14 protein-coding genes and 1 pseudogene are annotated in these 14,095 nt (G+C 51.5%); 4 read left to right on the top strand and 11 right to left on the bottom strand.

Features of this window, described 5'->3' with window-relative positions:
- The first annotated feature begins 85 nt into the window (after positions 1 to 85).
- Together AC0IXI_RS18065 and AC0IXI_RS18060 are read left to right on the top strand one after the other, a co-directional pair.
- On the top strand, positions 86 to 415 hold the full coding sequence (locus AC0IXI_RS18065) for a type II toxin-antitoxin system RelE/ParE family toxin (protein WP_134183903.1): 330 nt from the start codon (positions 86 to 88) through the stop codon (positions 413 to 415).
- Positions 405 to 707 (top strand): helix-turn-helix domain-containing transcriptional regulator, encoded by a 303-nt coding sequence (locus AC0IXI_RS18060; protein ID WP_064516854.1) that lies wholly within the window; start codon positions 405 to 407, stop codon positions 705 to 707. The genes AC0IXI_RS18065 and AC0IXI_RS18060 overlap by 11 nt, the downstream gene beginning before the upstream one ends.
- Positions 708 to 750: 43 nt before the next feature.
- Here AC0IXI_RS18060 and lldD read toward each other — a convergent pair whose 3' ends face one another.
- The 7 genes and pseudogenes from lldD to AC0IXI_RS18025 form a co-directional block, all read right to left on the bottom strand.
- Positions 751 to 1,932, bottom strand: coding sequence for an FMN-dependent L-lactate dehydrogenase LldD (gene lldD, locus AC0IXI_RS18055; RefSeq protein ID WP_471682884.1), 1,182 nt, complete (start codon positions 1,930 to 1,932; stop codon positions 751 to 753).
- The gene (lldR, locus tag AC0IXI_RS18050) at positions 1,929 to 2,714 is read right to left on the bottom strand and encodes a transcriptional regulator LldR (protein ID WP_471682883.1); all 786 of its coding nucleotides are present in this window, start codon (positions 2,712 to 2,714) and stop codon (positions 1,929 to 1,931) included. The genes lldD and lldR overlap by 4 nt, the downstream gene beginning before the upstream one ends.
- Positions 2,714 to 4,369, bottom strand: a complete 1,656-nt coding sequence (gene lldP, locus AC0IXI_RS18045) for an L-lactate permease (protein ID WP_471682882.1) — start codon at positions 4,367 to 4,369, stop codon at positions 2,714 to 2,716. Before lldP ends, lldR begins: the two co-directional genes overlap by 1 nt.
- A 250-nt stretch (positions 4,370 to 4,619) precedes the next feature.
- A pseudogene (locus AC0IXI_RS18040) lies at positions 4,620 to 5,998 on the bottom strand (PepSY-associated TM helix domain-containing protein).
- A gap of 41 nt (positions 5,999 to 6,039) precedes the next feature.
- Complete coding sequence (locus AC0IXI_RS18035) at positions 6,040 to 6,465, bottom strand: DUF2946 domain-containing protein (protein WP_134183893.1); 426 nt, start codon at positions 6,463 to 6,465, stop codon at positions 6,040 to 6,042.
- A gap of 113 nt (positions 6,466 to 6,578) precedes the next feature.
- On the bottom strand, positions 6,579 to 7,634 hold the full coding sequence (locus AC0IXI_RS18030; protein WP_134183891.1) for an NAD(P)-dependent alcohol dehydrogenase: 1,056 nt from the start codon (positions 7,632 to 7,634) through the stop codon (positions 6,579 to 6,581).
- Between the two features lie 132 nt (positions 7,635 to 7,766).
- Positions 7,767 to 8,189, bottom strand: a complete 423-nt coding sequence (locus tag AC0IXI_RS18025) for a (R)-mandelonitrile lyase (RefSeq protein ID WP_064516869.1) — start codon at positions 8,187 to 8,189, stop codon at positions 7,767 to 7,769.
- 255 nt (positions 8,190 to 8,444) lie between these two features.
- Here AC0IXI_RS18025 and AC0IXI_RS18020 point away from each other — a divergent pair, with 255 nt between their 5' ends.
- Entirely contained in the window at positions 8,445 to 9,338 is an 894-nt protein-coding gene (locus tag AC0IXI_RS18020) for a LysR family transcriptional regulator (protein WP_134183889.1), read from the top strand.
- A gap of 62 nt (positions 9,339 to 9,400) precedes the next feature.
- On the opposite strand, the gene AC0IXI_RS18015 is transcribed toward AC0IXI_RS18020, so the two are convergent.
- Positions 9,401 to 10,519, bottom strand: coding sequence for a YbdK family carboxylate-amine ligase (locus tag AC0IXI_RS18015; protein WP_064516871.1), 1,119 nt, complete (start codon positions 10,517 to 10,519; stop codon positions 9,401 to 9,403).
- Positions 10,520 to 10,869: 350 nt separating this feature from the next.
- Between AC0IXI_RS18015 and AC0IXI_RS18010 the strand changes: the two genes are divergently transcribed.
- Positions 10,870 to 12,117, top strand: coding sequence for a mechanosensitive ion channel family protein (locus AC0IXI_RS18010; RefSeq protein WP_471682881.1), 1,248 nt, complete (start codon positions 10,870 to 10,872; stop codon positions 12,115 to 12,117).
- A gap of 82 nt (positions 12,118 to 12,199) precedes the next feature.
- Here AC0IXI_RS18010 and AC0IXI_RS18005 read toward each other — a convergent pair whose 3' ends face one another.
- From AC0IXI_RS18005 to fdxH, 3 genes are all read right to left on the bottom strand, one after another.
- Complete coding sequence (locus AC0IXI_RS18005) at positions 12,200 to 12,454, bottom strand: DUF1158 domain-containing protein (protein WP_471682880.1); 255 nt, start codon at positions 12,452 to 12,454, stop codon at positions 12,200 to 12,202.
- A gap of 97 nt (positions 12,455 to 12,551) precedes the next feature.
- On the bottom strand, positions 12,552 to 13,205 hold the full coding sequence (gene fdnI / locus AC0IXI_RS18000; protein WP_471683249.1) for a formate dehydrogenase-N subunit gamma: 654 nt from the start codon (positions 13,203 to 13,205) through the stop codon (positions 12,552 to 12,554).
- A complete protein-coding gene (fdxH, locus tag AC0IXI_RS17995; RefSeq protein WP_064516875.1) occupies positions 13,201 to 14,085 on the bottom strand; it encodes a formate dehydrogenase subunit beta in 885 nt (294 codons plus the stop codon). Before fdxH ends, fdnI begins: the two co-directional genes overlap by 5 nt.
- Positions 14,086 to 14,095 lie beyond the last annotated feature (10 nt).

Raw genomic sequence — 14,095 nt, 5'->3', positions numbered from 1 at the left:
GTATTTGCTGCGCAAATAGCTTTTTCGCGCAAAATTTATTCATTGACTGCTGTGGTATTAAAGCTACAATCGAGGGGCTTCAGGGATGAACATCATTAAGTATTTCAAATTGCAAAATGGCAGGGTTCCATTTGATGAGTGGTTAAGGCTGTTAAGGGATGCACGCGCTAAAACAAAAATCGTTCAACGAATTGACCAGTTAGCGATCAATAACCCAGGTGACCATAAGCCTTGCAGGCAAGGCGTTTGGAAAATGCGCATTGATGAAGGGCCGGGCTACAGAATTTATTACGCCCATGAAGGCAAGAATACTTATCTGTTACTGCTCGGTGGTGATAAACGCAAACAGCAGGCGGATATCGACCAGGCTGTGGCGTGGTGGCAAGAACATCGGGAGTCAGAAAATGAAATTTAACGAGTTTGACCAAACTGTTATTGAAATGCTTCAAGAAGATCCCGCCTTTGCCGTTGAATATATAAAAGGGGCATTTGCGGGCCTGGATGAAGAAAACGGTGAAGTGTTATTCCTGCTGGCTTTACGCCGCCTTGTAGAAGCTCGAGGCGGGGTGAGCAAAATTGCCGCCGAAACCAAACTGAATCGCGAAACACTCTACAGAACGCTTTCCGAACGCGGTAACCCGACCATCAGCACCACTAAAAAAATCATTAATGCTGCGGGAATCAGTTTTGCGGAGCTGACGAATTAAGTGGAAATGCTCGCCACTTACAACCTGGCGAGCATCAGTTTATTTAAAACCCAACCGCCATGCTTTGTGGCGAAAGAATATCTTTCAGCCCTTCGCGCACCAGCAACTCAGGGCTGATTTCAGAAATAGATTTAGCACCGGTTAGCGTCATCGCCACGCGCATCTCTTTCTCGATTAAGTTCAGCAAGTTGGTGACACCAGCCTGGCCGTGGGTTGCCAGCGCATACAGATAAGCGCGACCTAACAGGCAAGTATCGGCTCCGAGCGCAATCATGCGCACCACGTCCAGCCCACTGCGGATACCGCTATCGGCAAGAATCGCGATATCACCTTTGACAGCGTCAGCAATGGCGGGTAGGGCGCGACACGATGACAGCACGCCGTCGAGCTGACGACCCCCGTGGTTTGACACCACAATCCCATCGGCCCCGAAACGTACCGCATCTTTGGCATCTTGCGGGTCGAGAATACCCTTGATGATCATCGGACCATCCCAGAACTCACGAATCCACTCCAGGTCACTCCAGGAAATTGACGGGTCGAAATTATTCGCCAGCCAGCCAATATAATCTTCAAGTCCGGTCGGTTTACCCAGATAAGCTGAGATATTCCCTAAATCATGCGGGCGACCGTTCAGGCCCACGTCCCACGCCCATTGTGGATGCGTCACGGCCTGCCAGTAACGGCGCAGTGCGGCATGTTGCCCGCTCATGCCGGAATGCGCATCGCGATAACGTGCGCCTGGCGTCGGCATATCAACGGTAAACACCAGCGTCGAACAGCCAGCGGCTTTGGCGCGCTCCAGCGCATTGCGCATAAAACCACGGTCTTTTAAAACATACAGCTGGAACCACATTGGCCGATCAATGGTGGGTGCCACTTCTTCAATCGGGCAGACAGAAACGGTAGAAAGTGTAAACGGAATGCCTTTTGCGGCTGCCGCTTTTGCCGCTTGTACTTCACCACGGCGGGCATACATTCCGCACAAACCAACCGGCGCGAGCGCTACCGGCATCGATAGGGTTTCATTAAACAGTTTGGTCTCAAGGCTCAATGCCGACATGTTTTTCAACACGCGCTGCTTTAACGCCACCTGCGCAAGGTCATCAACGTTGCGACGTAGCGTGTGTTCGGCATAGGCCCCGCCGTCAATATAATGGAACAGGAATGGCGGCAAAATGCGTTTTGCCGCGTCGCGGTAGTCTGATGCAGCTGAAATAATCATGGATTTTCGTCCCTTGTTACGTCGGTATCTTCATCGGGCAGGCGGGTAATTCGCGCCTGTCGGGCTTCATCTTCATGCAGGGTTTTAATCGTGGTATGGACAAACCCAAGGTGTGTTTTTGCGGCAAGGCGCGCACGTTCCGGGTCGCCTGCCAGAATGGCCTGCAATAGTTCGTTATGCTGTTCGGTGAGACCGGCAAAAATTGCCGGTACGGTGTACATGCGCTGGCGGCTATGCATTACGGAGGATTGCAGCAGGTCAAAAAAACCGCGCATTGTCTGGAGCAATACGATGTTGTGAGAGGCTTCGGCAATTGCCAGGTGGAAGCGCACGTCGGCCTGGGCTGCGAGATCTGGGTCATCGCTCTCTTTAAATTTCACGGTTGCGTCATAGCAGGCGATGAGCTTCTCTTTGTCGGCAGGTGTTGCCCGCTGAGCTGCGTACCACGCAGTACTGGCTTCTATCGCATGGCGTGCTTCTAAAATGTCGTAGCGATAGTTGGGGTCATCTTCCACCAGCGTTTTTAGTGGCTGTACGATGCGTTGTTCCGACCACGCCTGAACTTCATAGCGCACAAAGGTGCCGCCGCCGCGACGGCTAATCAGAATACCTTCGCTAATCAGCTTTTGAATCGCCTCGCGAATCGATGAGCGTGAGACACCCATTTCCGCCGCAAGCTGGCGTTCGGCGGGCAACCGCATGCCCGCCTCCAGATTACGTTCGCTAATCAGTGCTTTTACGCGCTCGACCAGATGGTCGGCCAGGCGCAGGTGCGTCGTCATTAAGGGATCATCCAGGTTAAGACATAGGCCTGTAGTGTAGTAATTACGCCAACCATGCAGGTGAAAATCAGGCTGTGTTTAACGGTGAAGCGGAACAGATCCGACTCTCTACCCACAAGCCCTACGGCTGCACAGGCGATGGCGATAGATTGCGGCGAAATCATCTTCCCGGTTACGCCTCCAGTGGTGTTAGCGGCAACCAGCAGCAAGTCCGACACGCCAATTTGTTGTGCGGTCGTGGCTTGTAACGCGGCGAACAAGGCGTTTGATGAAGTATCTGAGCCCGTCAGGAACACGCCCAGCCAGCCGAGGAATGGCGAGAAGAAAGTAAATGCGTGGCCGGTGTGCGCCAGCGCCAGGGCGAGAGTTGCCGAAAGGCCGGAGTAGTTGGAGATAAATGCGAATGCCAACACCATGCCGATGGAGTAAATCGGCAGCGCCAGCTCTTTGAGCGTTTCACCGAAGGTTTCGATGGCCGCTTTCGGTTTCATGCGCAGATAAACGATGGAGATAAGTGCTGCAACCAGAATCGCGGTGCCGGTTGCGGAGAACCAGTCAAATTTATACACCGCCGCGTAGGCCATGCTTTCGGCGACAACCGGTGGCATTTTGGCGACCATTTTGTCGAGGAATGGCACTGAGACGTTAAATACCCAATCAGCCATGGCACCGCCTGGTGCAAACAGCGCTTTAAACGGCGGGACGCTCCAAAGTGTGACGGTTGCAGTCAGGAAGATAAACGGCATCCAGGCGCGAACTACCTGGCCTGCGCTGTAGTTTTTTCGAGCCAGCGTCTGGTCGGTAACTGATGCGCCAATATCGCCAAAACGGAAGATGCGAACCGGCTTCCAGACGCGCAGAAATGCGGTCAAACACACCAGCGAAACCAGCGAAGAGATAATGTCCGGAAGCTCTGGCCCTAAGAAGTTTGAGCTGAGGAATTGCGCGATAGCAAACGAACCGCCGGCCACGATAACCGCAGGCCACGTCTCCTTAATACCGCGCCAGCCGTCCATAATCGCCATAATCCAGAACAGTACAATCATGGTCAGGAACGGCAACTGGCGGCCCACCATTTGGCCGATTTCAAAACTATCGAGGCCGGTGACCTGGCCTGCGACAATAATGGGAATCCCCATGGCACCAAACGCTACTGGTGCGGTGTTCACAATCAGGCAAAGACCTGCGGCATACAGCGGGTTAAAGCCGAGGCCAACCAGTAATGCGGCGGTAATCGCCACTGGCGCACCGAAACCCGCAGCCCCTTCAAGAAACGCGCCGAATGAAAAACCGACGATCAGCATTTGCAGGCGCTGGTCAGGCGTAATGGAAAGAATCGACGAACGGATAATGTCGAACTGCCCGGTTTTTACCGAGATTTTATAGACGAAAACGGCGGCGATAATAATCCAGGCAATCGGCCAGAGTCCGTAGAAGAAGCCGTACACAACTGAGGACAATGCGCGGTCAACCGGCATACGGTAGAAAAGTAACGCCACTAATAGCGCCAGGACCACGGTAATGGTGGCGGCGGTGTAGCCCTTCATGCGCAGTTTAATCAGTGCGAAGAAGAAGAAAATAATCGGAATAGCGGCGATGAGGCTTGATAGCCATATGTTACCTGCGGGGTCATAGACTTGTTGCCAGGCTTGCATGCAGGACTCTCCAGAACGTGATGTGCTTATTATTTTTCGCTTAATTGGTAGGACCAATATTGCGATGTAGGGTAGATAATGCGTAAAGGTTAATCTTTTGTTAATTAATGGCAATATTAGTGTTGCGCTTTTTTGCCGTTATGCACAAAGAGGTCACGTTTTTGGCTGGATTGGTAGGACCAATATTGGAAGGGGAGAGGGCCTGGAGAATACGATTTCCCCCTCGCCAGAAAAGTGAGGGGGAAGGGAATTACGAAGTCTGCAATTTCAACGCGTTTTTGCGCCAGCGGCCAATATCAGCAACGATAAACAGCAACAGGCTGGCACCCATTACCGGCAGGCAGTAGCCAAAGAGTAGCGCGACAATCACCACTCCTGCACGCCATGCACCTGGCAGCGCAAGCCACGCTTCACTTAGTGTTTGCGCGGGGTTGCTCGCAGAAGCCGTCGGGCGTTTTAACCACCACATCCGGTAACCGAGAATCACCATCGTGCACAGGCCAATGCCAAACGCTGCCAGCAATAGCTGGTTTGCCAGCCCGAAAAGCACGCCCATATGAGCATCAATTCCCCAGCGCGTCAGCTTGGCAACCAGCGGGAAATCAGCAAACCAGGTGCGGTCAATCACTTTAAAACTGGTTGGATCGACCGCTGCAGTATCGACATGCGTCGGCCAGGCGCGGTCAATTTCACTCACGGTCCAGGCTTTATCTGCCGAACGGGCTGGGCGAATCTCGATTTTACTCGATTCAATTCCAGCACCGCGAGCGGCTGTAAGTACCTGATCCCAGACACTGTCGTCTGTTTGCGGCATTACCATGCCTGGCATCATGGCGTGGTGTTCCGCATGAGGGTCATGTTGCTGATGCCCGGTTTGTGGCACCAGCGCCGTATTCACCTGTGGCGTCATCCAACCGAGTGCACTGCGCATTTTGTCGATATTTCCGCCTGCCCACTGCGACCAGGTGAGCCCGGTGGCAGAGAAAAACAGCAGGCCGAGCAGCAACGCAGCACCCAGCGTAATGTGCCAGTGACGCGCTTTTCTTTGCGCGGTTTGCCGCACTTTTAACTTTCTTTTTGGCCGAGAAGTCAGCCACAACACCACGCCGCCAAGTGCTGCAACCCATAGCCAGGACGCAGCAAGCTCACTGTAAATTCTGCCGGTATCGCCCAGCAGCAATGCGCGATGGAATTGATCAATCCAGGTACGCAGTGGCAGCACACCGCTGGTGCCATACACCGTCATATCGCCCTGAATGGCAAGTGTTGCAGGTGAGACAAAAATGGCGCGCGATTCTGACTCGCCAAGCGTCGGGTCAACAAACTGCACGCGCGTGGTGTCGCCGGGATGGGGGCTGGCCGCACGGCTGAGATGCTGGCATCGTTGCCAATATATTGGCGTGCAGCGCCTATTTGCTGTGAAAACGGCTGGTTTGGGCCAGTATCTGGCGTGCGCAAGGCTTCATGATAAAGCGCATTCTCAATTTGTGGCGTCAGCACATATAGGGTGCCGGTAAGTGCTGCGATAAAAATAAACGGACCAACAAACAAGCCAATATAGAAATGCAGACGACGCAAAAGCGTCAGCAACGCGCCACGGCGGGCGAGCTGGGATTGATTCACAGACATGGTTATCTCCAGTAAAACTGTGACGTTAAATGATGTTTGTATTAACGAGACAATTCGACAGGAGGCGCGCGTGGCAGCGCTTCGGCATCGTTATGCTGGGGCAGAAGCGCTGCGATAACCGGGGGCGGTGGCGCACGCGTAATACGCCATGCCAACCAGACAAAGGGAATAAATAGCCAGACGATCAGTGGGATATGCAGCAGAAGTTGGCAATACCCGCAGGCGATATCATCCATCAAGGAAGCGCCCGCGCCCGGCATCAAGTGGGATGCTGTGGGCATTTCCATATTGCCCATCTCCATCATCATGCCGCCTGAATGGCTCATCATATGATGCTCACCATTCGCCGCCGCACGCCGCTGTTCCAGTGATTTTGAAATCACCGGGGCGATAAAAAGCATTGCCATCGCGAGTAAAGCGAGAGCAAAAGGCCATTTATGACGTGAAAGGGAGAAGAGTGATGGCAACCGGGCATCTACCAAAAACAGCGAGTGTTGCGCGATTGTATATGAAATGTGATGTTGGAAGGGAGGATATAACCAGAAAAACCCTCCCTTTTTTACAGAGAGGGTTTGCGCAATCAGGCTTTAAGCGTCGCCATATCAATCACAAAACGGTACTTCACATCGCTTTTCAGCATCCGCTCATAGGCTGCGTTGATATCGGGCATATTGATCATTTCAATATCAGAAACAATCCCGTGTTCACCGCAGAAATCCAGCATTTCCTGGGTTTCTTTGATGCCGCCAATACAGGAGCCGGCAACTGAACGGCGACCCAGAATCATCGGTAAGGTGCTGACCGGTGGTTCAATGTTGCCCAGCAAACCGACATACACCAGCGTGCCATCAAGAGTCAGTGTTGGCATATACGGGTTGATATCGTGGTCATAAGGTACGGTGTCGATAATCAGGTCGAACTGATTTCTAACCGATGCCATCTGCTCATCATCGGTGGAAAGTACGATGTGATGCGCCCCCAGGCGGCGTGCATCTTCCTCTTTGCTCGCAGAACGGGTGAACAGAGTGACTTCCGCACCCATCGCATTTGCCAGTTTCAGTGCCATATGGCCTAAGCCACCCAGCCCGATAACAGCCACATTGCTACCTTCGCCTACATTCCAGTGGCGCAGTGGCGACCACGTGGTAATACCCGCGCACAGCAATGGGGCCGCACCTTTGAGATCCATACCCTCAGGCATTTTCAGCACAAAATCTTCTGAGGCGACAATCGCCTGCGAGTAACCACCGTAGGTTGGCAGATGATCATGGCGATCAACGCCGTTGTAGGTCTGCACGTTGCCCTCTTCACAGTACTGCTCAAGACCCTCTTTACACGGATGGCAGATACGACACGAGTCCACCATACAGCCGATACCCGCGTAATCGCCTGGCTTGAATTTTGTCACGTCACTGCCAACGGAGGCCACGCGCCCAACGACTTCATGGCCCGGTACCAGCGGATATTGACTGAAACCCCAGTCATTACGCGCCTGGTGTAGGTCTGAGTGGCAAACGCCGCAGTACATCACTTCGATCACCACGTCATCTGGACGCGGTGCGCGTCGCATAAATTCAAATGGAGCAAGTGGAACATCTGCGGACTGTGCCGCATAACCGAGCACTTTCATCGTCATGTTTGTTCTCCGGGTTGAGAGGCTATACCTAAAATAATTGGAGTTGCTTCAAGGCGGCAAACTCGAGAATCCCCGGGCGCTTACTCAAGTAAGTGACTGCGGTGAGTGAGTGCAGCCAACGCAGAAGCAACTTCAAGAATGAAGGGTATCTTTTTTGTATTGATCGTCGCTGACGTGTTCCATCCACTCGACAGGGGTGCCATTGAGTGACTCAGCAATGGCGATATGCGTCATAGCGTTATCTGGCGTCGCGCCATGCCAATGCTTCACACCTTCAGGGATCCAGACAATATCACCTTGATTCATTTGGCGGATTTCACCACCCCATTCCTGCAACCAGCCGTGCCCATGGGTGATAATCAGCGTTTGTCCGAGCGGATGCGTATGCCAGGCGGTACGTGCACCAGGTTCAAAAGTGACGGTAGCGCCACCGGTACGAGCAGGGGGCGTGGTCTGGAAAGGTGCATCAATACGGACTCTACCTGTGAAGTAACTTTCCGGACCCGTTTGAGAAGGCTGTGATCCAGCCTGGATGATTTTCAGCTTTTCTTCCATTTTTTCCTCTACTTCGGCATTCAATGCCGGGGTTAACAGAGATAACACCAGTCAGAAGTATAGGTAACTGAGCGCGACTGGCAGATAAGTTGGTCGTGGTTTGAGTGCCCACGCTTCGTTGTGAGGACCGAGAAAGCTATGTTAGCGCCTGTTATTACTGCTGATTAGCCCGGTATATACGCAAGGAGCTATGAGTTGAATTCATGAATCCGCGTATACTGATAACCAGTTAATGCAGCGACGGCAGATTTGCATATGTTAAAAGAGAACTTTAACGACCTGATTTCATTCCTGGTGGTTGCCCGTGAACGCAGTTTCACCAAAGCTGCCGCCAAATTAGGCGTATCGCAGTCGGCTTTAAGCCACGCTATTCGCGGCCTGGAAGAGCGCCTCGAATTACGCTTACTGACGCGCACAACACGCAGCGTTGCCCCAACTGAAGCCGGTGAAAAGCTGGTGGAGAGCCTTGGGCCGCGTTTCGCGGAAATTGAAGGCGAGCTGGAAGCGCTGATCGAAATGCGTGAGAACCCAGCGGGCAATATCCGCATAACGGCGGGGGAACACGCGGTAGATTCGGTGCTGTGGCCTGTACTGAAATCGTTTCTGGGGGATTACCCGGATATAAAAGTGGAAATTACCGTCGATAACACCCTGACGGATATTGTTACCGGGCGATTTGACGCCGGAATTCGTCTCGGCGAGCAAGTCGCCAAAGATATGATTGCGGTACGTATTGGCCCGGATATGCGTATGGCGGTAGTTGGTTCCCCTGATTACCTCGCAAAGCAAGGTACACCTCAATCCCCGCAAGAATTACAAAACCATAATTGCATTAATATGCGCCTGCCAACTATGGGTGGCCTGTATGCATGGGAATTTGAAAAAGAGGGACGGGAATTACGCGTGCGCGTTGACGGGCAATTGACGTTTAACAGCCTGCGTCAGCGGATTGATGCCGCAACAGTCGGGCTTGGCCTGGCCTATGTCCCGGAGGATTCGGTAGCAGCAGCCGTTGAGCGCGGCGAGCTGGTCACAGTACTCAAAGAGTGGTGCGCCCCATTTCCTGGTTATTACCTGTATTACCCAAGCCGTAAACAACACACCACCGCATTTTCTTTATTTGTTGAGGCGCTAAGGTTTAAGCGTTAATCGATATTTATCAGAAATCGTATTGGCCTATTTCCAATAGGCCTCCTGGCAGAAAATTAAATTCACTCAGTTGCCCAAATTTCACAATGTTCTCGCATTAACTCGGTCAGAAGCCCTCCCTCAGTAATAAACTGACGAATGCGGCGCGTATCACTGTCGTTATTACGCACATAACCTTCAATGGCTTCTAAAGCTGATGATGCCCGGAGTTGTGCCGCATAAGGCGCAAGAGTATCCAGCAATGGCAAAATATCTTCTGCCATTGTGCGTTGCTCGCCGGTGCGCACGTCGGTCAGCATCCCTTCAAGCCCAAAGCGGCAGGCCTGAAAGCGATTGAAACGGTAAAGTAAGTAGTCTTCAGAACGCGGCACAAAGGGACGTTCGCTAAGCAACCAGTGGGCCAAAGCCTGAATAAATCCAGCGATATGGACCGCACGCGTGATAGTCAGCGGCGTATCCATTACGCGTACTTCAATGGTGCCAAATTTTGGACTTGGTCGAATATCCCAGTGCAGGTCTTTCATCGATTGAACGATGCTGCTGGACTCAAGGCGTTGGTACATCCACTTAAACTCGTTCCAGTCGCCGACGAAAGGTGCAGGCCCGTTATCCGGGAATGCTGAGAAGATATTCAAACGTGACGAGGCATAGGTTGTATCTGCCCCTTGAATATACGGCGATGAAGCCGAGAGCGCGATGACGTGTGGAACAAAGCGCGACAGGCCATGCAGCAAATAAATAGCGTCCTCTTCGTTCTCACAGCCGACATGCACATGCTGGCCAAATACCGTCGCCTGCTTCATTAAATAGCCATATAGCTCGAGCGTTTTGTTATAGCGTTCGCTCTGGCATACCTCCTGGCGCTGCCATTTTTGAAATGGATGCGTACCGCCACCGCAAATCGCCAGATGATGTTTACTTGCTGATTGCAGCACATGCTGGCGCAAACTTGAAAGCTGCGCCTGAGCCTGCGCGATATCGCCACACACCCCGGTGGCGATTTCCAGCATGCTTTCGGTGATGTCATGTTTGACTTCACCTTCTGTCACCTGGTCTTTCAGAGAGTCAATCAGCAGCGATGAGTCCTGGCTGAGATCGTTGGCTGGAGGATTGATGATCTGCAATTCCAGCTCGATGCCGAGGGTGTATGGGTCAGAATGATTAAAATCACTTAGTGGCATGCTGGACTCTCATTGTTCTGACAATTATTGAATTGAGTATAGCCAGCCGTCTGGAAACGATCGGACATATACCCGTCATACTTCAAGTTGCATGCGCGTTGGCTACGTTTACTCACCCGAATCACTTACCTGAGTAAGCTCATCGGGACTCGTTCTCTTGCCGCCTTCCTGCATCTTGAATTATTTGGATATAGAAACTGTTTTTATCTCATTATTCTTATTGGAAATTATCTGCTACTCATAAATGCAATGATAATATTGTAAAGAATGTTCAGTGAATTAAAATGCCTTGAAAGTTGCACTAAGAATCATCTCCCTCCATTATATGCGTTGTTCAGGAAGGAGTTATTATGAAAGATTTGGTTTCATTTTTAAGTACTTTTGGTGTTGTGCTTGACCCAACAACTTCGATATTAGTCGTTCTGGGTATTATTTTTGTATTTGCATTAATTGTACATTTTATTCTACACCGCGTTGTACTGCGCACTTTTGAGAAACGTGCGCAATCCAGTCAGCATTTGTGGCTGCAAATCATCACAGAAAACAAGCTATTTCATAGGCTTGCTTCAACCCTGCAAGGTATTATCGTTAATATCCAGGCGGTGCTGTGGCTGCAAAAAGGCAGTGACGCCAGCGAGATATTAATTATCGGCGCACAGCTTTGGATTATGCTCTATTCCTTACTGTCGTTATTCTCCTTGCTGGATGTTATTTATAATTTCTCACAGAAATTTACTATTACGTCGGATATTCCTCTAAAAGGAATATTCCAGGGTGTGAAGCTCATTAGCTCCCTGGTGATTGGCATTATGATGATTTCCAGAGTTATCGGTCAATCTCCTGCGATTCTTATCAGCGGCCTGGGTGCAATGGCTGCGGTGTTAATGTTGGTATTTAAAGATCCGATTCTAGGACTGGTGGCCGGTATACAGCTCTCGGCAAACCGTATGTTAAAGCTGGGTGACTGGCTGGAAATGCCAAAGTTTGGTGCTGATGGTGCGGTGACTGATATTGGCCTGACTACTGTGAAAGTGCGTAACTGGGATAATACCATTACCACCATTCCAACTTATGCTCTGGTTTCCGATGCATTTAAAAACTGGAGTGGCATGTCGCAATCTGGTGGTCGCCGTATTAAGCGCAGTATTAATATTGATACCACCAGTATTCATTTTCTTTCCGCCGATGAAATACAGCGCTTAATGAATGCGAGATTATTGAGGCCCTATATCGACTCGCGCAGCAAAGAAATTGAAGAATATAATCGAACTCATAATAGCGACGGGGGGTCAGTGCTCAATGCCCGAAGCATGACTAACGTCGGGACATTCCGTGTTTATCTCACCGAATATCTGCAAAACCATCCGCGTATTCGCAAAGATATGACACTAATGGTGCGCCAGTTAGCTACAGGGGCTGAAGGTTTACCGATAGAAATTTATGCGTTTACCAATACCGTGGCATGGCTGGAATATGAAGCGATTCAGGCTGATATTTTCGAGCATATATTTGCCGTGGTTGACGAGTTTGGGCTGCGTATTCATCAGGCGCCGACGGGCAATGATATTCGTTCGATTGTGTTACCGGCCTCGTTGTAGTTTGGATTAGCGTAGCGACATCCGACAATTCTTGTGTAAATGGTGGATGTCGCTTGCGCTAATCCACCCTACAACAGCGACGCTACGCATCACGGTCAATCGAAAACCAGCGCTTCCAGATAAAGCGAATCACGAAGTATTCAATGGCACCCAACGCCAGGAACCAAACGCAGAAAATAATGGTATAGAGCTGGTTCAAATCCAGCAGATGGAACATCGTGATGAGCTTTTGCGCAAGCTCAATGGTCAGCGCAGGTGCCGGAAGCAGTAGGCAGGAGAAAAAGGCCAGTAGCAAAATAGTACCAGCGCTTATCAAGGTTTCGAGAGGGTGTTTCATGTCATTGTTACGCCGGAGTTAAAAAGGCTATTGTCCGGGAAAACGCCTGTCGATACAAATCCCCGGCGCAAACGCCGGGGACAGCAGGGCGCATTCACTACAACCCTTCGGTACTCTCTTTCTTTGCTTCTTTCGCCAGAACCGCACGATACCAGCGCGGATGGTGTTTCTGCGCCCAGCGGCGGCTGACTTTGCCGACGACCATCCCTTTAATCGAGCCTTTCACCCAGAACGCCATATACATATGGATCAGGATGGCGTGGATCAAAATAATGGCGACGGTTGCGTGAATCAGCAGGCTGTAACGCACCAGTTTGATGGAAAAGTACGGGGCAAAATAGGGCCGCCAGATAATCACTCCGGTTACCAGCAGCACGAAAATCATGCTCATAATGGTCCAGAACATCATCTTCTGCCCGGCGTTATATTTGCCGACATCCGCCACTTTATGCTCGTTGCCTTTCAGCACTTCGACAATATTTTTCACCCACGGCCAGTCCTGCTTTTCCGGGATATTGTGATGCACGAAACGCACAAACATAAACATCAGCGCCACGAAAATCAGCACGCCAAAAAACGGGTGCAAAATGCGCCCCATCTGCGGCGTCCCGAACGTTTCCGTCAGCCATTGCAGCGTCGGGAAGAACAGCGCAATGCCGGAAAGTGACACCAGGAAAAAGCAAATCACTACCGTCCAGTGGCAGGCACGGTCGATAAATTTCGTCCTGATAATCGATTTGCTCTGCTTAATCATGATGTTCCTCCTCGTCTTCATCCACCTCTTCGTTTGGCCCGATGCCAATGTAGTGGAAAATCAGCCCGGCAAAGGTGGCGATAAAACCTGCCGCCGACAACGGTTTGAGGATCCCTTTCCACAGGTTAATCGGCACGTCGATATGCGGATCTTTCGGCAGGTTGTGATACAGCTCCGGCTGGTCAGCGTGGTGCAGCACATACATCACGTGCGTACCGCCAACGCCCGGCGGGTTGTAGAGGCCCGCGTACGGATAGCCGCGTTTTTGTAGCTTCGCTACGCGCTCGTCGGCAACGTCTAACATCTCCTTTTTGGTGCCAAAATGAATGGCACCCGTCGGGCAGGTTTTCACGCAGGCCGGTTCCTGGCCCACGCTCACGCGATCGACACACAACGTGCATTTGTAGACGCGGTTATCGTCTTTGTTCAGGCGCGGAATATTGAACGGGCAACCGGCGATGCAATAGCCGCAGCCAATACAGTGTTCCGACTGAAAATCGACGATCCCGTTAGCGTACTGAATGATGGCACCCGCAGATGGACAGGCTTTCAGGCAGCCCGGATCTTCGCAGTGCATGCAGCCATCCTTGCGAATCAGCCACTCCAGCTTGCCGTTTTGCGTGGTTTCGCTAAAGCGCATTAACGTCCAGGATTTGGCGCTCAAATCGGCGGGGTTATCGTAAACCCCGACGCAATGACCGACTTCATCGCGGATGTCGTTCCACTCCGAGCAGGCGACCTGGCAGGCTTTGCAGCCAATACAGCTTGAGACGTCAATCAGCTTGGCGACTTCTTCTTTGAAGTCACGAGCCTGCGGCGGCGGCGTAAAGCCGTTGGTAGCCGAACGCTTGATAATATCCTGAGATTGCATGGACATGAGTTCGCTC

The organism is Buttiauxella sp. AC038, from assembly GCF_979253565.1.
The sequence above is the reverse complement of the archived record's forward strand: the minus strand, read 5'-3'. Positions and strand labels throughout refer to the sequence as shown.

What these genes read in the sequence shown, in the direction of transcription:
- AC0IXI_RS18030 (WP_134183891.1), bottom strand. Translation starts at nt 7,634, where the DNA reads ATGACGATGAAAGTGCTCGGTTATGCGGCACAGTCCGCAGATGTTCCA.
- AC0IXI_RS18005 (WP_471682880.1), bottom strand. Translation starts at nt 12,454, where the DNA reads ATGAAACACCCTCTCGAAACCTTGATAAGCGCTGGTACTATTTTGCTA.
- AC0IXI_RS18065 (WP_134183903.1), top strand. Translation starts at nt 86, where the DNA reads ATGAACATCATTAAGTATTTCAAATTGCAAAATGGCAGGGTTCCATTT.
- AC0IXI_RS18010 (WP_471682881.1), top strand. Translation starts at nt 10,870, where the DNA reads ATGAAAGATTTGGTTTCATTTTTAAGTACTTTTGGTGTTGTGCTTGAC.
- AC0IXI_RS18020 (WP_134183889.1), top strand. Translation starts at nt 8,445, where the DNA reads ATGTTAAAAGAGAACTTTAACGACCTGATTTCATTCCTGGTGGTTGCC.
- AC0IXI_RS18025 (WP_064516869.1), bottom strand. Translation starts at nt 8,189, where the DNA reads ATGGAAGAAAAGCTGAAAATCATCCAGGCTGGATCACAGCCTTCTCAA.
- lldR (WP_471682883.1), bottom strand. Translation starts at nt 2,714, where the DNA reads ATGACGACGCACCTGCGCCTGGCCGACCATCTGGTCGAGCGCGTAAAA.
- fdxH (WP_064516875.1), bottom strand. Translation starts at nt 14,085, where the DNA reads ATGTCCATGCAATCTCAGGATATTATCAAGCGTTCGGCTACCAACGGC.
- AC0IXI_RS18015 (WP_064516871.1), bottom strand. Translation starts at nt 10,519, where the DNA reads ATGCCACTAAGTGATTTTAATCATTCTGACCCATACACCCTCGGCATC.
- lldP (WP_471682882.1), bottom strand. Translation starts at nt 4,369, where the DNA reads ATGCAAGCCTGGCAACAAGTCTATGACCCCGCAGGTAACATATGGCTA.
- lldD (WP_471682884.1), bottom strand. Translation starts at nt 1,932, where the DNA reads ATGATTATTTCAGCTGCATCAGACTACCGCGACGCGGCAAAACGCATT.
- AC0IXI_RS18060 (WP_064516854.1), top strand. Translation starts at nt 405, where the DNA reads ATGAAATTTAACGAGTTTGACCAAACTGTTATTGAAATGCTTCAAGAA.